This is a genomic window from Pseudomonas sp. B10(2017), assembly GCF_002113295.1.
In the GTDB taxonomy this organism is placed as follows: Bacteria; Pseudomonadota; Gammaproteobacteria; order Pseudomonadales; family Pseudomonadaceae; genus Aquipseudomonas; species Aquipseudomonas pudica.
This window is the reverse complement of record NZ_NEJU01000007.1, coordinates 130,429-149,627: the sequence shown is the minus strand read 5'-3', so window position 1 is coordinate 149,627 and position 19,199 is coordinate 130,429. Positions and strand designations below refer to the sequence as shown.

Below are 19,199 nucleotides of genomic sequence, written 5' to 3'. Positions count from 1 at the left end.
GGGCCCCGCATTATGCCGCAGACTGCGGCGTCTCGTCGCACACCCAAGCCCCTTGGGCAAAACCGCGCAACCCCGTAGAATCGCGCATCCTTTTCGCCCGTCGCCTTGAACGGTGGCAACCGGCAGCGTCGCATCCAGCCCAGGCACATCCGTGCAGCCCCTCGGCCCGTTCGGGTCGAGCCGGTGTGCGCGTCCGAAAAGGCGCTCATTCCGCTCATCCAACTAGAGGTACGTATGTCTCCGCGTTTGCTGGCCATGGCGCTGGCGCCCCTGCTCGGGCTGTTCATCATTGCCCTGGGCAACGGCTTCATGTCTTCCCTTACCACCCTGCGCCTGGGCGCTGCCGGCGAGTCGGCCACCACCATCGGTGTGGTCTCCTCGACCTACTTCATCGGCCTGACCCTGGGTGCCATCTTCAACGACCGGCTGATCCTGCGCATCGGCCATATCCGCGCCTACACCAGCTTCGCCTCGCTGATCGCCGTGACCATCCTGCTGCAAGGCCTGTTCTACGACGTCACCTGGTGGTCGGTGCTGCGCCTGATCAACGGCTGGGCGGCGGTGGGCGTGTTCCTGGTGATCGAAAGCTGGCTGCTGCTGGCCGGCGACGCCAAGATCCGCGGCCGCCTGCTGGCGCTGTACATGATCGCCTTCTACGGCGCCGGGGTCATCGCCCAGGCCGGCCTTGGCGAAATCACCCACATGGGTGACACCGCACCGTTCATGCTGGCCGGCGTGCTCGCCGCCCTGTCGGTACTGCCCATCGTGATCCTGCCCCGAGTGTCGCCGCTGCTGGAACAGGTCGAACCGCTCAAGCCGCGCCAGTTGCTGGGCGTTGCGCCGTCGGGCCTGGTCGGCTGCTTCGGTTCGGGTGTGGCCATTGCCGGCATCTATGCCCTGCTGCCGCTGTACCTGCAGCGCATCGGCCTGGACGTGGGCGAGGTCGGTAACATGATGGCCTGGGTGATTCTGGGTGCCATGCTGCTGCAATACCCGGTCGGGCGCTGGTCCGACCGCAAGGACCGCCAGGATGTGCTGATTGCCCTGGCCGCGCTGTGCGTGCTGCTGTCGCTGGTCACGGTGTTTCTGCCGTCGGACTCGATCCTGCTGCCAGCAATGCTGTTCCTGCTGGGTGGTGGCGTGTTCACCCTGTACCCGGTGGCGGTCAGCCATGCGGCCGACCGGGCGCCATCGGATGCACTGGTGCCGATGATCCAGGGGCTGCTGCTGATCAACTCGCTGGGTTCGGCCATGGCGCCGGTGGCGATTTCGCCAATGATGACCGAGTTTGGCGAGGCCGGGTTGTTCTGGGCCTTTGCCGTGGTCAACCTGGCCATGGTGTGCTTTTTCATGTGGCGCCGTGGCAAGCGCCCGGCGGCAGAGCACCCGGCCCCGTTCACCGCATCGACCACCTTCTCGCCAACCGGCGCCGAACTGCGGGTGACCGAAGACCTGATGCATGCGGCGCAGGAGCACCCGCCGCTGGAGCCGGTGGAGAGTGCTGCGCCAGCGCAGGCGCAGCGTTCAGAATCGCATTGAATCCGGGGGCTGCCTTGCAGCCCTTTCGCGACACAAGGCCGCTCCCACAGGGGCCGCGCAGGCTTGTGGATCTGGCGCTAGCCATTCACCAGGTTGGCCGGGCGCTCGCCGGCCAGCGCACTGAGCAGGTTGTCCACCGCACAGCGCGCCATGGCCTGTCGGGTTTCTTCGGTCGCAGAGCCGATATGCGGGGTCGCCACCACATTGTCGAGTTGCAACAACGGCGACTGCGCCGGCAACGGTTCCTGCACGAACACATCCAGGCCGGCGCCGCGTATGCGCCGGGCACGCAACGCTTCGATCAGTGCCGGCTCATCCACCACGCGCCCGCGGGAAATGTTCACCAGGATGGCCTCTGGCTTCATCAGCGCCAGTTCCCGCGCGCCGATCAGGCCTTCGGTGCTGGCACTCAGCGGCACGGTCAGGCAAACGAAATCCGCCTGCTGCAACAGCTCATCCAGGCTGCATTGACACGCGGCATGCCGCGCCTCCACCTCAGGCTTGGCACGCTGACTGTGATACAGCACACGCATGCCGAAGCCGGCCGCAGCACGCCGGGCCAGGGCCTCGCCGATGCGGCCCATGCCGACGATGCCCAGCGTCTTGCCGTGCACATCGCTGCCGAAATGCGCCGGGCCGAGGTTGGCCTGCCAGTTCCCGTCTCGCACCCAGTTAGCAAGTTCCACCACCCGCCTGGCGGTGGCCAGGATCAAGGCAAAGCCCGTGTCGGCGGTGGTTTCGGTGAGCACGTCGGGGGTGTTGGTCAACATCACGCCACGCCGGCTGAGCTCGGCGATGTCGTAGTTGTCCACGCCGACCGAAACGCTGGACACCACTTCAAGCTGTGGCGCCAGGTCGAGCAGGCTGGCGTCCAGGCGCAGGCTGGCCCCCAGCAGCCCGTGCGCCCCTGGCAAGGCGTCGCGCAAACGCGCCAGGCCATCGGACCCGGAGGTATCCACCCAGGTCACCTCGACGCGTTCTTGCAGGCGTGCCATCAAGTCGTCGGACAGGCGTTTGTACAGGACGATTCGCTTCTTCATTGCACTGTTTCCTAATGGTTCATGGCCAGGCGCGAGTTGCCGCGCTTGGCCCGGCCTGATGTCTGGGAAGTATTGAGCGCGGCGGTAAGCGCCACTGCGGCCAGCAGCGCACCGCACATGAACAGGTAGGAGGCGCCTGGCCCGCCCGTGACGCCATTGAGGTAACCCACCAGCCACGAGCCACCGAACGAGCCCAGCGCGCCCATGCTGTTGATCAGCGCCATGGCACCGCCCGCGACGTTGGCCGGCAGGATCTCGGGCACGATCGCGAAGAACGGGCCGTAGGGGGCATACATGCAGGCGCCGGCGACCACCAGCAACGCGTACGACAGCCAGAAGTGCTCGCTGCCCAGGGCGTACGAGCCATAGAACGCAACGGCGGCGATCAGCAGCGGTGGCCAGACGAAGCGCTTGCGCTTCTGCAGGCGGTCGGACGCCCACGACACACCGACCATGGCCAGCACCGCCGCCAGGTAAGGTACCGAAGACAGCCAGCCGGCCTGCACGATATCGAGGTTGGCCGCCTGCTTGAGGATCGACGGCAACCACAGCACGAAGCCATACACACCGATGCTCCAGCAGAAGTACTGCAGCGCAAGGATGATCACCTGCGGCGAGCGGAACGCCTCGCGGTAGTTCTTCACCGGCTTGATACCTTGCTGCTCGGCAGCCAGCGCCTGTTCCAGGGCGGCCTTTTCCTGCTCGCTCAGCCACTTCACCTGCGCCGGGCGGTCATCCACCAGGCGCCACCAGAAGAACGCCCAGATGACCGCGGGCAGGCCTTCGATGATGAACATCCAGCGCCAGTCGTAATGCTTGACGAGGTAGCCAGACACCACCGACATCCACAGGATGGTCACCGGGTTGCCGAGGATCAGGAAAGTGTTGGCGCGCGAACGCTCCGCGCGGGTGAACCAGTGGCACAGGTACACCAGCATGGCCGGCATCACCGCCGCCTCCACCACCCCGAGCAGGAAGCGGATGCCGATCAGCATGTAGACGTTGCTGACCACGCCGGTGAGCGTGGCAAGGCCACCCCAGAGGATCAGGCAGACAAAGATCAGCTTCTTCACACTGCGCTTTTCGGCATAGATGGCGCCGGGCACCTGGAAGAAGAAGTAACCAAGGAAGAACAGTGCCCCCAGCAGTGAAGACAGTGCGGGGGTGATATGCAGGTCTTCAGCCATGCCGGAAGCGGCGGCGAACCCGTAGTTGGCACGGTCTAGGTACGCCAGGCTATAGGTGAAGAACACGATCGGGATGATGTACCACCAGCGGCGAGGTGCCAGGCTTTGGCTTTGCATGGTTCGTTTCTCCTGAGCTTGTTGTTTTTGTTGCAACAGGTGTTTCGGGGTCAAGCGTTCACGCGCTTCTGCGCAGGTCGTGGGCTTGCAGCTCATGGCGCAGCGGCAGCCCTTCCATGTCGCCACGCGACTGCACGGCGCGGCTGCCGCACCAGTTGCCACGCGCCACTGCCTCGGCTACCGGGTGGCCCTCCAGCAGCGCACTGAGCACGCCGACTGCAAAGGCATCGCCGGCGCCAACGGTGTCCACCACTTGGCTGACCGGCACTGGCGCCACCTGGCCTTCACCTTTGGCGCTGCGGAAGTACGCACCGGCATCGCCCAGCTTGATCACCACCAGTTCCACCCCTTGGTCGAGGTAGAATGCGGCGATGTCTGCCGGGGTGTGCTGGCCGGTCAGCAGGCGGCCCTCTTCCAGCCCGGGCAAAACCCAGTCGGCCTTGGCGGCCAGGGCATTGACTTCACGCACCATGCTGCTTTGGTCAGGCCACAGCGAGGGGCGCAGGTTGGGGTCGAACGAAATGCTGCGCCCGGCGGCACGCATGGCGTCCATCAACGCATGGGACAGCGCCCGGCAACTCTCCGACAGCGCTGGCGGAATGCCGGTGGCGTGCAAGTGGCGCGCCTGCAGAGAACCCGGGCGCAGCAACGCGGGCGACAGCCGGCTGGCCGCCGAACCACGGCGGAAGTACTCCACCGCCGGGTCACTGCCGTCATCGCAGCGGGCCTTGAGCTGGAAGCCTGTGGGGTTGCAGGCATCCACCTCGACGCCGGAGCAGTCCAGGCCTTCGCGGCGCAGGCTGTCGAGCACGAAACGGCCCAGCGAATCGTCGCCCACCCTGCTCAGCCAGCGGACCTTGAAGCCCAGCCGCGCCAGGCCGATGGCCACGTTGCTGTCAGCGCCGGCGATGCGCTTGCCGAACTGGCCGACACTGGCCAGGTCGCCAGCCTGCTCGGCGACGAACATGGCCATGGTCTCGCCGAAACACAACACGTCATGCTCATGCATGGCTCAGCTCCTCGCTCGATGCCACGCCCTGCCCCAGCGCCGCGAGGTCGCGCACCTGGGCCCGGGTCAGCGCCAGCAGATCGTCGCTAACCAGCGGGTACTCGACAGCACGCACCACGCCGGGGGTGAACTCGGCCATCAACTCGGCCCACTCCTGCAGGTGCGCAGCCTCTGGCGGGACGGCTACCAGGCGGCCATCGGCCCGGCGCTGCACGGCCTTGCAATGCACATAGCTGACCCAGCGGCCAAGCTGGCGAGCGGCGTGGCGAGCAGGCTCGCCCTGCCACTGCCAGTTACCGATATCGAAGGTCATGCCCAGGCTCAGCCCGAGTTCGTCGGCGCGCTGGAAAAACTGCTGCAGGGGTTCGATTCGCCCACCTTGCGCGGTCTGGTCGTTCTCCACCAGCAGCAACGGCCCGTGCGCCGGCAACAGCGTCGCCAGGGCCGCGACGTCACAGCCCGCATGGTAGTGGCCCAGGGAAACCTTGAGCGCGACCGCGCCAAGGGCGCGGGCAGTGTCCAGTTTCTGCGCCAGTTGCGGGTCTGGCACGCCTTGTGCGGTCCACAGCTCCAGCGGCGTGGAATACAGGCACTCCAGGCGCAGCGCGGCAATGGCTGCAGACAGCGCTGCAGTATCCGGGGCACAAGTGAAAAGTTCTTCGCGCAGTTCCACGCGGGTGACGCCAGCGGCAGCCAGCAGATCAAGGAACTGTTCCTGGCCACGTTGCCGGACATAGTCGGCGCCGTAGCTGGAAAGGCTGATGGAAACGGGGTTCGGATGCATTGTTGTTGTCCTTGTGAAACCGGTTTCATTTTTGGGTAACAGCAGGCACGCAGGTACCTGCCTGTGATTACTGTGGCTGGGTTGAACCTCGGATGATCAGCTCGGCCTTGAAGTCGATGCGCCGTACTGCCCCGCTGTCGCCGCGCAGGCGGCCAAGCAGGCTCTCGAATGCTGCCACGCCGATACGCTCGGTGGGCTGGGCCAGTGCAGTGATGCCAGTGCCGACCAAGGGGTACCAGTCGAGGTCGTCGAGGGCGATCAGCCCGACGTCCGCGAAAAGGTTGCGCCCTGCCTGGTGCAGGGCTCGGGTCACGGCCAGGGTGGCGACCCCGTTGAAAGTGAAGATGGCCTGCGGGCCATGACCACTGCCGACGAGGAACGAAGCCAGCTGGTCATCCAGCCCGGCGCCGATTTCCAGCACCTGCTGGCGCATGCCGGGGCGCCGGCTGATCGATGTGCCGAACGCCTGTACCCGCTCCAGGCGCGAGCTGGTGCCATCGAGGGGCTCGGTTACCGCCAGGATGTCGCGATAGCCTTGCGCCTGCAGGTGGTCCAGGGCCTGCTCGACAGCGTCGGCATTGTCCAGGCCCACCAGGTCGACATTCAGTTCCGGCAACTGGCGGTCGACCAGCACCATGGGGATGTCGCGCTGCAGGTTGAGCAATTCGCCGGGGTGATGGCCAAGCGTGTTCACGATCAGCCCTTCGACGTTGTAGGACTGCAGGGCCACCAGGTGGTGACGCTCCTGATCGTCGTCGCGGTTGGTGTTGCACACCACCAGGCTGTAGCCGTGCTGGCGGCAGGCAGTTTCCACGCCATGCATCACGGCAACTGAATAGGGGTTGAGGATATCGGCCACCAGCATGCCGATCAGGCGCGTCTGGCCGCGCTTCAGGCCACGGGCCATCTGGTTGGGGCGGTAACCGAGGCGCTCGATGACCTCTTCCAGGCGTTTGGCGGTGGCTTCGGCGAGCAACTGCCGGTCACCGCCGATGTAACGGGAGACGGTGGCCTTGGAAACGCCAGCGACACGCGCTACTTCGCTGATGGTGACCCGTTCGCGGGCATGGGCAGGCGCGTCGGTCATGGGCTGTCCTTATGATTGTTGTGATAGCGCTGAAACCGGTTTCAATACAGCAAAAACGCACGCGTTCGTCAACATGCCGTTGGTCGGCAGGGCGATTTATATGCTTAGTAGGTACAATAAAAGTGCGTTTTAAGCAGTTGAAATATATAGGAAAGCAAACACAAAGCCCTGTGGGAGCGGGTTCACCCGCGAATGCGATGTTGAATGTGCCGACGCATTCGCGGGTAAACCCGCTCCCACAGTGGTAAACCGGCTCCCACAGTGGATTGGGGGTGCAGACAGAGGGATGCAAGTTAACGGAGCGCTTTCACATCACTGGCGGTGACGGCATCCCCTTGGTTACCCCAACTGGTGCGAATGAAGTTCACCACCTCGGCAACCTCCTGGTCACTCAGGCGCCAGCCGAACGCCGGCATGGTGAAGTTCGACGGTGCCGCGTGCGTCGCTGGCACCGTGCCCCCTGCCAACACCACGTGGATCAGCGATGTGGCATCTGCCGTCTGCACCACCGGGTTGCCGGCCAGGGCCGGGAACACGCGGGTATAGCCCTGGCCATCGGTACGGTGGCAGGCCGCGCAGTTGTCGATGTACACCGCCGCCCCGGGCTTGCTGTCGTCGCCCTTCCACAGCGCATCTGCCACCTGTTTGTCGTACACGTGCGGCCGGTCGTCAGGGTTGCTCGGCGGCAGCGTCTTCAGGTACCGGGCGATGGCGGTCAGGTCGGCGTCGCTCATGTGTTGCATGCTGTGCTCGACCACATCGCTCATGCCACCAAACACGGCGCTGCGGTCGCTACGGCCAGTCTTGAGAAACTGCACCAGCTGCTCTTCGCTCCAGCTACCCAGGCCGTCCTTGTGATCGCCACGCAGGTTCTTGGCAATCCAGCCTTCCAGCGGTGCACTGCCAGCCAGGAACTGCTCGCCATCCTGTGGGCTCAGTGCCTTTTCCTGCATGGTCAGCGCGCGCGGCGTATGGCACGCGCCACAGTGCCCAAGGCCCTCGACCAGATAAGCGCCGCGGTTGACCACCGGGTCGGCCGCCGCCGACGCCTGCCAGGGCTTGGCCTCTGGCGCGAACAACCCGCGCCAGATCGCCAGCGGCCAGCGCATGCTCAGCGGCCAGGGGATGTCGGTGGCCTTGTTCGGCTGCTCGACCGGCTCCACACCCTTCATGAAATAGGCATACAGCGCCTGCATGTCCTGCTCGCTGACACGTGCATAAGATGGGTATGGCATGGCCGGATACAGGGTGCTGCCGTCCTTGCCGATGCCCTTGCGCACCGCCTGGTCGAAGTCTTCGAAGCTGTACTGGCCGATACCACTGGCAGCCGGGGTGATATTGGTGGAGTAAACCGTGCCGATCGGTGTCTCCATCGGCAGCCCACCGGCGAACGGCTTGCCGCCCTTGGCGGTATGGCAGGCAACACAGTCGCCGGCGCGGGCCAGGTACTCGCCCTGGCGCACCTGCGCATCGTCATTCGGCGCAGCCTGTGCGGCCACGCTGGCACCCAGCAGGGTTGCGATCAACATTGTCTTCATGCGCATCGCTCCTCAAGCCTGAACCAACGGGCCAGGGTTTTTCAGGTACTGCTCGCGGATGGCGCGGGCCGACCAATAGGTCAGCGCCGCCACCAGCCCGGTCGGGTTGTAGCCCAGCCCCTGGGGGAACGCCGAAGCTCCCGGAACGAACACGTTGTGCACATCCCAGCTTTGCAGGTAGCGGTTCAATGCACTGGTTTTCGGGTCGGTGCCCATGATCGCGCCGCCGTTCAGGTGGGTGGTCTGGTAGCTGGCGGTGTTGAAGTGATCCTTGACCTTCTTGCCCAGCACGGCAATGGTCTTGGGGTTCATCGCCTGGGCGATCTTGCTCAGCTTGTCGACCATGAACTGGTTCATCCTGATGTCGTTCTCCTGCCAGTCGAAGGTCATGCGCAGCAGCGGCTGGCCGTAGGCGTCGCGGTAGGTCGGGTCGAGGTCCAGGTAGTTCCCACGATAGGACTGGTGGGCGCCGTGGGCGTCCATCGACACCTGGTGGGTGTAGTAATCGGCGGTGGCCTTCTTCCAGGCGCTGCCCCAGGCCGGTGTGCCTGGCGGGGTCGCACCACCGGCAATCGGCCGTGTGCCGGCCTGGTTCACCCACATCGGTGAGCCACCGACGAAGCCGTGCGGGCCATGGTCGAAGTTGTCGGCGTTGAAGTCATCGATGGCAATGCCGTTGCCACCGGCACCGATGAAGTTGTTGGTGTAGGTGTCCTTGTCGAAGAACGCCTTGACCGTGCCCATGTTCTGGTAGGCGAAGTTGCGCCCGACCACACCTTCGTTCTTGATGGGGTCGTACGGTTTGCCGATGCCGGACAGCAGCATCAGGCGCACGTTGTTGAACTGGAACGCCGCCAGGATCACCAGGTCCGCCGGCTGCTCCACTTCCCGCCCCTGGGCATCGATGTAGGTAACCCCGGTGGCCTTGCGCTTGCTGTCGTCCAGGTTCACCCGCAGCACATGGGCGTTGGGCCGCAATTCGAAGTTCGGCACCTGGCGCAGCGCCGGCAGGATGTTCACGTTGGGCGATGCCTTGGAGTACATGTAGCACACGTAGCCGCTGCAGAAACCGCAGAAGTTGCACGGCCCCATTTGCGCCCCATACGGGTTGGTGTACGGCCCGGAGGTGTTGGCCGATGGCAGGTTGTAGGGCTTGTAGCCCAGGCTGGCCGCCGCTTTTTCGAACAGCCTGGCCGACACCACGTTCTTCTGCGAAGGCAGCGGGAACGGGCTGGAGCGGTCCGGCGCATAGGGGTTGCCGCCCTTCCCTTGGCCGACGATCTGCCCGTTGACGGTCCAGGCCTGGCCAGAGGTACCAAATACCTTTTCGGCAAAGTCGAAGTGCGGTTCCAGTTCTTCGTAGCTGACCCCGAAGTCCTGGATCGTCATGTCTTCGGGGATGAACTTGCGCCCGTAGCGCTCTTCGTAGTGGCTGCGCATGCGCAGTTCCATCGGGTCTACCCGAAAGTGCACGCCCGACCAGTGCAGGCCTGCGCCACCTACACCTTTACCCGGCAGGAAGGCACCGAGCTGGCGATTGGGCAGCGCCACGTCATTCATGCTGTGGCGGATGGTGACGGTTTCTTTCGACACGTCGACGAACAGCTTCTTGCGCACGCTGTAGGTCAGCTCGTCGATCACCTGCGGGTAGCTGCCTTCCGGGTAGGTGTCCTGCATCGGCCCGCGCTCCAGGGCCACCACCTGCAGCCCGGCCTCGGTCAGTTCCTTGGCCATGATCGCGCCGGCCCAGCCGAAGCCCACGATTACCGCGTCCACTTTCTTCATCACGGTCGCCATGCCTCAGGCCCTCTCGCCACGGATCGAAACAGCCGGGAACGGGTAAGGCTCGTTGCGCTCGACCCAATCCATGAAATCGGCGCGGGCGCCGGGGAAGCCGATCTGGGTCCAGCCGACCATGCCTTTGTTGCCACCATGGACCGGGTCGCAGAAGAACCCTTCACGGGTGTTCTGCACCAGCAAGCTGAAGAACACCTTGGCCGGCACGGTGTCGAAAGCAAGCTCTCCAGCCTCGATCTTGCTGAGAACGTGGTCTCGGGTAGCGCTATCTTGCGCCGCAAAAACTTGCCCGGAATTGGCCTTGCACCAGCCGTCCACGGCGGCGATGCCCAGGCGGTAGATCTGTTGCGGGCTGAGTTGCAACTGGTAACCCAGTTCGGGCGCGGCGTCGGCCTTGAACGGGCCCTGCATGTACCACTGCGCGCCGGTTGCATAGGGGGTGTTCATCTGCCGGTCGATGAATTCGGCAGCGCCGGCTTCAAGCGCGCCAGGGCCAAGCTCGTCGGCCGGAATGATGCGCGAGACGGCTGCCTGCACGAAGGCCCACTCTTCGGCAGTGAAGAACGTCGGCTGGTAGTTGCCCGCTGGCGGTGTGGCCGGCACTTTGGGCTCGTGTTGCGGGGCCGCAAGCAACTGACTGGCACCCACGCCAAGCCCCGTGCTGGCCACGGTTACCACAGGGATCAAGGTCAAGGTCTTGCGCAGGAAGTCCCTGCGCGGGTTGTCTGGGGCATGCTCAGGCATTGCGAATCCTCATCGGCTGTGTGCGGCCTTGAAAAGCGCCATCTGATTTTCAATATGGGGGGTGGTCTTGATAGGCCATCAAGAAAACAGCCGAATAATCTAGCGTGTTCAGAAATGTTTTGAAACCGGTTTCAGGACGTACTGAAAGCGCCGGCCGGATGTGGGTCGGCACGACCTTCCCCAGCCCCCAATCTTGGGGACACGGTGCCCAACGGCAAACACCTGCAAATGCCTTTGCAAAAGAATTGGATCCCTTGCCCTGCAAGGGCTACAGCACATTTTTTCCGGCTTGGCACGCCTATTGCCGATCTCCTGCCAGACGCCCCAAGTCCATGGGCCCGTTTGCAGGAGGAAATGACTCATGCACCGACCGATTCCCCACCCGCTGGCAGTGGCGATTTTCGCCGGCGTGCTCCAGCTCCCCGCGCAGGCTGCCTTGAACGCTGTCGATCCAGGCGCCTATGTTCCCGCCAACGGCGGCTTCCCCGCCTGGTACCAGGACAGCCACGGTCGTACCCTCGACCTGTGCCTGACCAAGGCAGTCAGCTCGCGGGTGCCTGGCGCGCCCGGCGCACCGTCGTACATGTGTACGCTGCTGCCCACCCCCGGCGTGTTCGACGATACCCAACCCATCGTCTTCCCCACCAACTTCCCTGACGAGGCGTTCTGGTTCACCGCCGACGCCGCCATCGTCGATGCTACCCGCGGCATAGACCTCAGCTACGGCACCGCGATCGAGGCGGCATTTGCCGCCGAAGAACCGGTCGATGGCGACCAGGTCAGCTTCGCCCGGGTGCGTATCCGGGTCGACGTGCCAACCGCCGGCACCTACGTGATCACCCATCCGTACGGCGTCGAAGTGTTCGACGTACCTGCGGCAGGGCGCCGGGCGATCAACATGACCCGCGACATCGGCATTGCCGGCGCAGGGGATTTCACCGGTGCCCTGAAAGGCGATGTCGGGCCGTTCCTGCGCAGTGTCAACGGCCCCTACACCGAAGGCAGCGAGCGCTTCATCGGTGACCCCAACCTGGAGGAACGGGTGACCGGCAGCCCGTTCAATACCAACTACGTGCGCATCGAAGGCCCCGGCGGCATCGACCTGCGCACCGAGCTGTTCGCGGTTTCGGGCAAGCTTTCCGAAGTGGCCCTGCCAACCCCCCTCATGCCACAACGCAGTACCTACTCACGGCATACCGAGAACGGCGATCTGCGCGCCCAGCAGGACATCTTCGTGATGGCCCCGCCGCCGCCGGCCAGCGTCACCCTGACCAGCCAGACACCCAACCTGAACCTCACCGAGGCCAACGGTACCGGTGCCTGGTACGCCCAGTCGGTGCTCGACCCGGCCGCCGGGACGGTCCTGACCCTGACCGCCGACAACAGCGTGGCGATCCCCACCAGCAGCCTGACCACCGCCAACGTGCCGCTGACCGACCTGGTCACCATCACCCAGGCCCAGTACCGCCTGTCCACCGGCGAGCTGACCCTGGTGGCCAGCACCAGCGACGAAACCTCGCCGCCAGTGCTCACCGCACATACCGGCAACGGCACGCTGATCGGCAACCTGAGTGGTACCGGCGCGGTGAAGACGCTGAGCACCAGCCTGTCGCCGATCCCGCCGGCCAAGGTGCAAGTCACCAGTGCCAACGGCGGTAGCGACACCGAAGACGTGGTGCTGGTGCCATGAACAGACAAAGGCTCAGCCTTCAAGGAGGCAGCATGAACACTTGGTCGCGCCGTGCGCTGTTGGCCGCCGGTTTCTCCCTTACCGTTACCAGCGCCGCGTTTGCCGCGCTGTCCGATGTCGACCCGGGGCCCTACACCTTCGCCACCGGTGGCTATCCGATGTGGTACAAGGACAGCCTCGACCAGTCCCTGGAGCTGTGCCAGTCTCGTGCCACCAGTACGCGTGCGCCAGGCGCGCCAGGGGCGCCCGCCTACATGTGTACCTTGTTGCCCGAGCCCGGCATCTATGACGACGCCCTGCCGCTGGTATTCCCGGACAACTGGCCGCCAGAGATGTTCTGGTTCCTGGCTGAAACCACCATTCCGCAGGCCGGCAACAGCGGCTATGAGCTGGAGGTCTATGTAGCCGGGGTGGAGGCAGCCTTCGCCGCCGAAAACCCGGTCGATGGTGACCAGCAGAGCTTTGCCCGCATCCGTATCCGTGCTTCGGTCCCGAGCACCGGTACCTATACCATCACCCACCCGTACGGGGTGGAGACGGTCAACGTCACCACGGCAGGGCGTCGGGCGATCAACATCACCCGGGACATAGGCATTGGTGCCCCTGGCAACTTCCGGGGAGCGCTGGCCGGGGCGATCGGCCCCTGGCTGAAGGGTGTTGGCGGGCCTTATACCGAGGTCAACCCCGATACCGGCGCCATCGAAACCTACATCGGCGACCCCAATATCACCGAAGCGGTGACCGGCAGCCCCTTCAATACCAACTTCGTGCGCATCGAAGGCCCCGCTGGCACCATCCAGACCAATACCTTCTCTGTTTCCGGCAAGGTACTGGACCAGCGTGCCCAGACCCCGGTCAGCCTGGAACGCGCCACCTATTCGCGCAACGCCACCGGCACCCGCACGGAAGTGTTCGCCAAGGCGCCCAGCGCAGCCAGCCTGTGCATGCGCAATGGCATTGCCCTGGTCGGCACCCCGCCTTCGCCATGCCAGTACACCCTCACCGCCGACAACAACGGGCTGTTCTTCCACCAGCAGTCAGGCCAGGAAGCACCGCCTGCAGTGGTAGTGGTCACCGCCAGCAACAGCGCCGGTGGTACCCAGCCGACCGCGCTGTCGAGCAAGCTCACCGACGTGGTCAAGGTCAGCACCGCACGCTATGACTGGGCCAACAAGCGCCTGCTGATCGAGGCCAGTTCCAGTGATGAAGTGGCGATCCCCGACCTGCTCGCCCAGGGCTACGGTCGCCTGTCCAAGGCAGGCACGCTGCAGAGCCTGACCGTCAACGACGTGCCGCAGCCACCGGCCACCATCACGGTCAAGTCGGCACGTGGCGGCAGCGATGTCGAACCGGTGGTGGTGGTCGGCAATGCGCCGGTCGAGGCGGCCAACCAGCCACCGCTGGCCCAGGCCGATATCGGTAGCACCAGCGTCGGTATCCCGATCACCCTCAACCTGCTGCAGAACGACAGCGACCCGGACGGCAACGTGCCGCTGACCATCAGCGACCTGACCCAGCCCGGTACCGGCCTTGGCGGCGTGGTGATGAACGGCACCACCTCGGTCACCTACACCCCGCCAGCCGGGGCCACGCAACCCGTGGTGGCCACCTTCAGCTACCGGGCAGTGGACGCCAAGGGCCTGAAGTCGGAACCGGCTACTGTCACCATCAACGTAGCGCCCAACCAGGCACCAACCGCCAACCCGGAAACCGTCACCACCCTGGGCGTGCCATTGACCATCAACGTGCTGGCCAACGACACCGATCCGGAAGGCAACGTGCCGCTGACTGTCCCCGCTACCTCCCTCACCCAGCCGGCTACCGGTCGGGGCACGGTCAGCACCGACGGCACCACGGTGACCTACACCCCTCCGGCCACGGTGACCACCGCCTTCACCACCACCTTCACCTACCAGGCTCGTGACTCGCTGGGGGCGCTGTCCAACCCCAGCACCGTCACCGTCAACGTGTCGCCACGGCCCGCCGCCGAAAACTTCGCGGTCACGGCAGCCACGGTCACGGCACGCTCCAACAACCGTTACAACTGGGACCTCAGCGGTACCTCGTCGGTCACCACCGGCAACACCGTCACCGTGCGGGTTACCACCACTACCGGCGTGCAGACCCTTGGCACCGCCACGGTAGCGCTGACAGGCCGCTGGCGCCTGGCGGTGAGCAACAGCACCACGATCATCCCGACTGCGGCACCGACGGCGACGATCACCACCAGCCAGGGCACCACACGCACCGTCAACGTAACCGTGCAGTAAAGGCCGGAGGTTGCAATGAAACGCCTGTACCTCCTGCTGCTCGGCCTGGCCCTGGTGGGCCAGGCCTGCTGGGCCGAGGACCTGCTGGACAATGCCGACCTCGCGCCCGGCAACGACCTCGGCGAACCGGTGATCATCCGCCTGCTGCCGGCCGGTGCCGGTCAGGCTGCGGTGATCGAGCAGCAAGGCACGGGCAACCGCGCCGCCCTCGACCAGAACGGCCAGGCCCTGCTGGGCCGCATCGTCCAGGCCGGTGGCGCACAGGAAGCGTACATCTTGCAGGAAGGTAGTGACCTGATGGCCATCATCAGCCAACAGGGAAATGGCAACAGCGCGTCGATCCGCCAGAGCGGCAGCAGCAACAGCGCGGCCATCGAGCAGATCGGCAACGACAACAGCGCCAGCATCGTGCAGTCGGGCACAGGCCTGAACAGCTCCGTGACCCAGGCCGGCAATGGCCAGCACGTTCAGATCACCCAATACCGATAGACCTGGAGGCACCCCCATGTACAAGCTCGCTCCCTTAAGTGCCGCTATCGTCCTGGCCCTTGCAGGTCAGGCCATGGCTGCTGACAGCACCTCGTCCCAGACCCAGGACGGCAAGGAAAACATCGCCGAAGTCAGCCAGTCCCTGGCACCATTCGCTTCGGCAACCCAGACCCAGACCGGCAAGGGCAACAACCACCTGGCGGTGCAATCGGAGAGCACCAGCGATATCCAGCAGAGCGCCAACGGCCAGTACAACGCCGGCTACGCCGACCAACTGGTCGAGAACGGCAGCCAGGCCACCCAGAACGCCAGCGGCAGCTACAACGATGCCTTCGTCAGCCAGTCGCTGGGCCTGGGCAACCAGTCGCAGCAAAACCAGCAAGGCGCCGAAAACACTTCGACCGTGTGGCAGGACAGCCAGGAAGGCAGCAAGGCCGAGACCTGGCAATCCGGCCAGCGCAACGAAGCCTTCATCGAGCAGACCTTTGGTGGCAGCAACAACCGCAGCAGCATCAACCAGACAGGCCAGGAAAACTACGCCGCTGCCGAGCATCTGGGCTACGTCGATGGCGACATCCAGGTCTACCAGGATGGCACGGGCAACTGGGCGTACGGCGACCAGCGCGACGGCACCGGCGGTACCATCGGCATAGGCCAGTACGGTGGCGGCAACTCGGTGGAAGTGTGGCAGGACAACCAGACCGCCAGCCAGGCGTCAGTAACCCAGTCCGGCCAGATGAACGAAGGCTATATCGACCAGAGCTTCGGCATGAACAACAAGGTCAGCCTGTCGCAACAGGGCACAGCCAACGCCAGCTGGTCGGACCAGTTCGAGACCAACAACTCGACCACCACCATCACCCAGACCGGTAGCAACAACTTGCATTTCACCTACCAGAACGGTGAAAACCTCAACCTGACCATCAACACCAAGGGAAATGGCAACAGCGTCACTGCCAGCAACTGGAAAGGCGCCAAGATGGGCGGCCAGTTCGGTACCAACCAGAACGCCACCATCAACCAGAATGGCAATGGCAACGGCGCCAACCTGACTCAGAACGGTGACAACCAGCTGGCCACGCTGACCCAGAAAGGCACCGGCAACCAGATGGAGACCAAGCAGGTCGACATGAACAACGAGCTGTACTTCGAGCAGAACGGTACTGACAACATCCTGATCGCCGACCAGCGTGGCACCGAAAACTACGCCTACGGCAACAGCCAGGGCAATGGCAACGTAATCAACCTGGACCAGTCCGGCTACAGCAACCAGAGCTACACCAACCAGCTGTACGGTGGCGGCAACGAAGCCACCATCAAGCAGGTTGACAGCTACAACATCGCCTACGTGACCCAGGGAGGCCAGGGCAACAAGGCGTATGTCGACCAGAGCGGTGTGACCCAGACCGCGACCATCACCCAGCTGGGCAGCACCAACGTGGCCACTGTGACCCAGCAGTAGATCGCTCCCCCCTTGAACCGCGGTGCTCCTCTCCCTGTTGCCGCGGTTCCTTTTTATTTCTGTCACAACTCCTTTTTTATTGTTTTAGCGAGGGCCTTGCAGGAGCAGCCTTGTGCTGCGAAGTGGCCGGCAATGACCATACATATCCGTTGCCTGCACCGGCCTCTTCGCAGCACAAGGCTGCTCCTGCAAAGCGGGGCGTCTTGTCCACCCGCGAATAGGCCAAGCCTGCCAAGCGCATTACAATGGCCCCCAACCAAGCCGATGCCCAATCCCATGATCCAGTCCGACCTCGACCTGTTCGGTCCCCAGCCGCAACACCTGGCCAGCCACACCGTGCTGCTGCCCGGCTTCGCCCTGGCCGAGATCGAGGCCTTGCTCGATGCCCTGCGCCCGGTGCTGCGTGCCGCGCCGTTCCGGCACATGCACACTCCGGGAGGCCTGCGCATGGCGGTAGGGTTGACCAACTGCGGCACGCTGGGTTGGGTCAGTGACGAACACGGCTACCGCTACAGCCCCAGCGACCCGCTCACCGGCAACCCCTGGCCCGCCCTGCCCCTCGTGTTGCTCGAGCTCGCCGCCCGCGCCGCAAGCATGGCCGGGTTCGAAGGTTTCGTGCCGGATGCCTGCCTGGTCAACCATTACCTGCCGGGCACCCGCCTGAGCCTCCACCAGGACCGCGACGAGCGGGACTTTGGCCAGCCGATCGTGTCGGTGTCGCTGGGCTTGCCGGCAGTGTTCCTGTTCGGTGGCCTGCAGCGCGCCGACAAGACCCAGCGCATTCCGCTGAGCCATGGCGATGTGCTGGTGTGGGGTGGCGAGGACCGCTTGCGCTTTCACGGCGTGCTCCCGATCAAGCCCGGCATCCATCCGCGCCTGGGTGAGCGGCGGATCAACCTGACCTTGCGCAAGGCCGGTGGCTGAATCGGACCAACGGCCCGTCACCCGGCGCAAACAGGATGAACGCGCATGAAACGCGTTGAACATCTTGGCCAGGCAAGCTTCAAACGATAAGCCGCCCTATTCAGCCGGAGCCCGTTATGCCTTGCCAACCCTGTTTCCCGACACCTCACAGCGGAGCCGCGCGCCCATGAAGATGCCCTGCCGCGCCCCCAATGCCTCATTGCAACTCGATTACGTACGCGACACCCTGTTCGGCCCGGTGGCACAAAGCGTGGAATGCCAGTGCCAGCTCGCTGCCCTCGAGCTGCAGGGCCGCCCGGGCCTGCGCCTGCACATCTGCCCGCCGCTGCCCGACAAGGTCGACCGCGCCCACAGCGTGGCCTTCGTCTGGGACGGGCGCAGCTACCACGGCGTGGTTCGCGACCAGGGCAAGTGCGGCGATGGCGGCCTGAACCTGCTGCTGGAACTGCTGTAAGACGATCAACGGCGAGCAACCCGGCTGAACCCAGCAGGTGCGGCACGTCTCCATAGCAAAAGGGCTCACGCCCGCCGGAGAACGCGGAGAACGCCAATGAACAGTCCTTTGCTCAAGCTCTTCACTCACCCCGCCGACGCCTGGCTGGAAATCCGCCGGGCCGAGGAAGACCACCCGCAACAGTATCTGCCGCGCCTGCTGGCCCTGGCGTTGATCCCCGCGGTGTGCCTGTTCGTGGGCACCACCACCTTCGGCTGGAGCCTGGCGGCCGAGGAACGGGTGCGCCTGAGCATGGCCAGCGCCGCGCAACTGGCGGGCCTGCTCTATGCCACCACGGTCGTCGGGGTGATGTTGATGGGCACCATGATCCGCTGGATGTCGCGCGGTTTCGATGCACAGCCCAGCCTCAACCAGTGCATCGGCTTTGCCGCCTACTGCGCCACACCATGGTTCTTTGCCGGGGTGGTCGGCCTGCTGCCGATCCGCTGGCTGGCGTTGGCGGCGCTGCTGGCAGCCTCGGCCTATGCCAGCGTGTTGCTGTATGGCGGGTTGCAGACCTTCCTGCGCCTGAAGAAGGAACAGGCCATGCTGTTTGCGACCTGCGTATGGGGGGTGGGGTTGCTGCTGCTGGTGACCATCCTGGTGGCGATGATCCTGTTCTGGTTCAACGGCCTGATGCCGGAATATGTGCGCCCGGCCAGCCTGGGCTGACCAGGGCGCGGCAGGTGCCTCAGGCAATCGCCTTGAGTGGCGCCGGGTGGCTGTCACGCAGTGCGTGCAACTGCCCCACCAGGTTGACCAGGTCGCGGCAACTGTTGAGGCTTTGCAGGGGGACCCCGCTTAGGGTCACGCTCTCCTCGAGACTCTGGCCCTGACACAGGCGGATGGTCAGGTTGGCGCCGTCCGTGCAGCTGACTTCGCAACGGTCGGGCAGGCAGGCCTGCTCGATCATCTGCCGCATTTCTAGCATCGAAACTCCTATCAACGACATGGTACGACCCTCTCTTTGGGATGGCCTGTTGTGTGAGTACGCCTTTGTCGGGCGAGGCGCCAATTGATATTGCGCAT

General features: G+C 64.6%; 17 protein-coding genes. 8 read left to right on the top strand and 9 right to left on the bottom strand.

Features of this window, described 5'->3' with window-relative positions:
• Positions 1–234 precede the first annotated feature (234 nt).
• Positions 235–1,539, top strand: coding sequence for an MFS transporter (locus CAF92_RS11460; protein WP_085600889.1), 1,305 nt, complete (start codon positions 235–237; stop codon positions 1,537–1,539).
• 77 nt (positions 1,540–1,616) lie between these two features.
• Here the strand turns inward: CAF92_RS11460 and CAF92_RS11455 are convergent, their stop codons facing one another.
• From CAF92_RS11455 to CAF92_RS11420, 8 genes are all read right to left on the bottom strand, one after another.
• On the bottom strand, positions 1,617–2,579 hold the full coding sequence (locus CAF92_RS11455) for a D-glycerate dehydrogenase (protein ID WP_085600888.1): 963 nt from the start codon (positions 2,577–2,579) through the stop codon (positions 1,617–1,619).
• Positions 2,580–2,590: 11 nt separating this feature from the next.
• Positions 2,591–3,883, bottom strand: coding sequence for an MFS transporter (locus tag CAF92_RS11450; RefSeq protein WP_085600887.1), 1,293 nt, complete (start codon positions 3,881–3,883; stop codon positions 2,591–2,593).
• Between the two features lie 58 nt (positions 3,884–3,941).
• Positions 3,942–4,892 (bottom strand): sugar kinase, encoded by a 951-nt coding sequence (locus CAF92_RS11445; RefSeq protein ID WP_085600886.1) that lies wholly within the window; start codon positions 4,890–4,892, stop codon positions 3,942–3,944.
• The gene (locus CAF92_RS11440) at positions 4,885–5,676 is read right to left on the bottom strand and encodes a TIM barrel protein (protein WP_046614276.1); all 792 of its coding nucleotides are present in this window, start codon (positions 5,674–5,676) and stop codon (positions 4,885–4,887) included. Before CAF92_RS11440 ends, CAF92_RS11445 begins: the two co-directional genes overlap by 8 nt.
• Before the next feature lie 67 nt (positions 5,677–5,743).
• Complete coding sequence (gene ptxS / locus CAF92_RS11435) at positions 5,744–6,763, bottom strand: transcriptional regulator PtxS (protein ID WP_046614277.1); 1,020 nt, start codon at positions 6,761–6,763, stop codon at positions 5,744–5,746.
• A gap of 293 nt (positions 6,764–7,056) precedes the next feature.
• Positions 7,057–8,301, bottom strand: a complete 1,245-nt coding sequence (locus CAF92_RS11430) for a cytochrome c (protein WP_085600885.1) — start codon at positions 8,299–8,301, stop codon at positions 7,057–7,059.
• A gap of 12 nt (positions 8,302–8,313) precedes the next feature.
• On the bottom strand, positions 8,314–10,098 hold the full coding sequence (locus CAF92_RS11425; protein WP_085600884.1) for a GMC family oxidoreductase: 1,785 nt from the start codon (positions 10,096–10,098) through the stop codon (positions 8,314–8,316).
• A gap of 3 nt (positions 10,099–10,101) precedes the next feature.
• Positions 10,102–10,842: a gluconate 2-dehydrogenase subunit 3 family protein gene (locus tag CAF92_RS11420; protein WP_085600883.1), complete on the bottom strand. Its 741-nt coding sequence runs from the start codon at positions 10,840–10,842 to the stop codon at positions 10,102–10,104.
• A 361-nt stretch (positions 10,843–11,203) separates the two neighbouring features.
• On the opposite strand from CAF92_RS11420, the gene CAF92_RS11415 reads away from it, so the two are divergent.
• From CAF92_RS11415 to CAF92_RS11385, 7 genes are all read left to right on the top strand, one after another.
• Positions 11,204–12,532: a hypothetical protein gene (locus CAF92_RS11415; protein WP_085600882.1), complete on the top strand. Its 1,329-nt coding sequence runs from the start codon at positions 11,204–11,206 to the stop codon at positions 12,530–12,532.
• A 32-nt stretch (positions 12,533–12,564) separates the two neighbouring features.
• The gene (locus tag CAF92_RS11410) at positions 12,565–14,802 is read left to right on the top strand and encodes an Ig-like domain-containing protein (protein ID WP_085600879.1); all 2,238 of its coding nucleotides are present in this window, start codon (positions 12,565–12,567) and stop codon (positions 14,800–14,802) included.
• A gap of 15 nt (positions 14,803–14,817) precedes the next feature.
• Positions 14,818–15,291: a curlin gene (locus CAF92_RS11405; RefSeq protein ID WP_085600877.1), complete on the top strand. Its 474-nt coding sequence runs from the start codon at positions 14,818–14,820 to the stop codon at positions 15,289–15,291.
• A 16-nt stretch (positions 15,292–15,307) separates the two neighbouring features.
• Entirely contained in the window at positions 15,308–16,753 is a 1,446-nt protein-coding gene (locus CAF92_RS11400) for a curlin (protein WP_085600875.1), read from the top strand.
• Positions 16,754–17,029: 276 nt separating this feature from the next.
• A complete protein-coding gene (alkB, locus tag CAF92_RS11395) occupies positions 17,030–17,677 on the top strand; it encodes a DNA oxidative demethylase AlkB (protein WP_085600873.1) in 648 nt (215 codons plus the stop codon).
• Between the two features lie 166 nt (positions 17,678–17,843).
• Positions 17,844–18,131, top strand: a complete 288-nt coding sequence (locus CAF92_RS11390; protein ID WP_046614285.1) for a hypothetical protein — start codon at positions 17,844–17,846, stop codon at positions 18,129–18,131.
• A 96-nt stretch (positions 18,132–18,227) separates the two neighbouring features.
• Positions 18,228–18,842, top strand: a complete 615-nt coding sequence (locus CAF92_RS11385) for a Yip1 family protein (protein WP_046614286.1) — start codon at positions 18,228–18,230, stop codon at positions 18,840–18,842.
• Positions 18,843–18,861: 19 nt separating this feature from the next.
• Here CAF92_RS11385 and CAF92_RS11380 read toward each other — a convergent pair whose 3' ends face one another.
• The gene (locus CAF92_RS11380) at positions 18,862–19,122 is read right to left on the bottom strand and encodes a DUF1652 domain-containing protein (RefSeq protein WP_046614287.1); all 261 of its coding nucleotides are present in this window, start codon (positions 19,120–19,122) and stop codon (positions 18,862–18,864) included.
• Positions 19,123–19,199 lie beyond the last annotated feature (77 nt).

Bases quoted from the DNA above. Each gene is read 5' to 3' on its own strand.
- CAF92_RS11460 (WP_085600889.1), top strand. From the start codon at position 235: ATGTCTCCGCGTTTGCTGGCCATGGCGCTGGCGCCCCTGCTCGGGCTG.
- CAF92_RS11455 (WP_085600888.1), bottom strand. From the start codon at position 2,579: ATGAAGAAGCGAATCGTCCTGTACAAACGCCTGTCCGACGACTTGATG.
- CAF92_RS11450 (WP_085600887.1), bottom strand. From the start codon at position 3,883: ATGCAAAGCCAAAGCCTGGCACCTCGCCGCTGGTGGTACATCATCCCG.
- CAF92_RS11445 (WP_085600886.1), bottom strand. From the start codon at position 4,892: ATGCATGAGCATGACGTGTTGTGTTTCGGCGAGACCATGGCCATGTTC.
- CAF92_RS11440 (WP_046614276.1), bottom strand. From the start codon at position 5,676: ATGCATCCGAACCCCGTTTCCATCAGCCTTTCCAGCTACGGCGCCGAC.
- ptxS (WP_046614277.1), bottom strand. From the start codon at position 6,763: ATGACCGACGCGCCTGCCCATGCCCGCGAACGGGTCACCATCAGCGAA.
- CAF92_RS11430 (WP_085600885.1), bottom strand. From the start codon at position 8,301: ATGAAGACAATGTTGATCGCAACCCTGCTGGGTGCCAGCGTGGCCGCA.
- CAF92_RS11425 (WP_085600884.1), bottom strand. From the start codon at position 10,098: ATGGCGACCGTGATGAAGAAAGTGGACGCGGTAATCGTGGGCTTCGGC.
- CAF92_RS11420 (WP_085600883.1), bottom strand. From the start codon at position 10,842: ATGCCTGAGCATGCCCCAGACAACCCGCGCAGGGACTTCCTGCGCAAG.
- CAF92_RS11415 (WP_085600882.1), top strand. From the start codon at position 11,204: ATGCACCGACCGATTCCCCACCCGCTGGCAGTGGCGATTTTCGCCGGC.
- CAF92_RS11410 (WP_085600879.1), top strand. From the start codon at position 12,565: ATGAACACTTGGTCGCGCCGTGCGCTGTTGGCCGCCGGTTTCTCCCTT.
- CAF92_RS11405 (WP_085600877.1), top strand. From the start codon at position 14,818: ATGAAACGCCTGTACCTCCTGCTGCTCGGCCTGGCCCTGGTGGGCCAG.
- CAF92_RS11400 (WP_085600875.1), top strand. From the start codon at position 15,308: ATGTACAAGCTCGCTCCCTTAAGTGCCGCTATCGTCCTGGCCCTTGCA.
- alkB (WP_085600873.1), top strand. From the start codon at position 17,030: ATGATCCAGTCCGACCTCGACCTGTTCGGTCCCCAGCCGCAACACCTG.
- CAF92_RS11390 (WP_046614285.1), top strand. From the start codon at position 17,844: ATGAAGATGCCCTGCCGCGCCCCCAATGCCTCATTGCAACTCGATTAC.
- CAF92_RS11385 (WP_046614286.1), top strand. From the start codon at position 18,228: ATGAACAGTCCTTTGCTCAAGCTCTTCACTCACCCCGCCGACGCCTGG.
- CAF92_RS11380 (WP_046614287.1), bottom strand. From the start codon at position 19,122: ATGTCGTTGATAGGAGTTTCGATGCTAGAAATGCGGCAGATGATCGAG.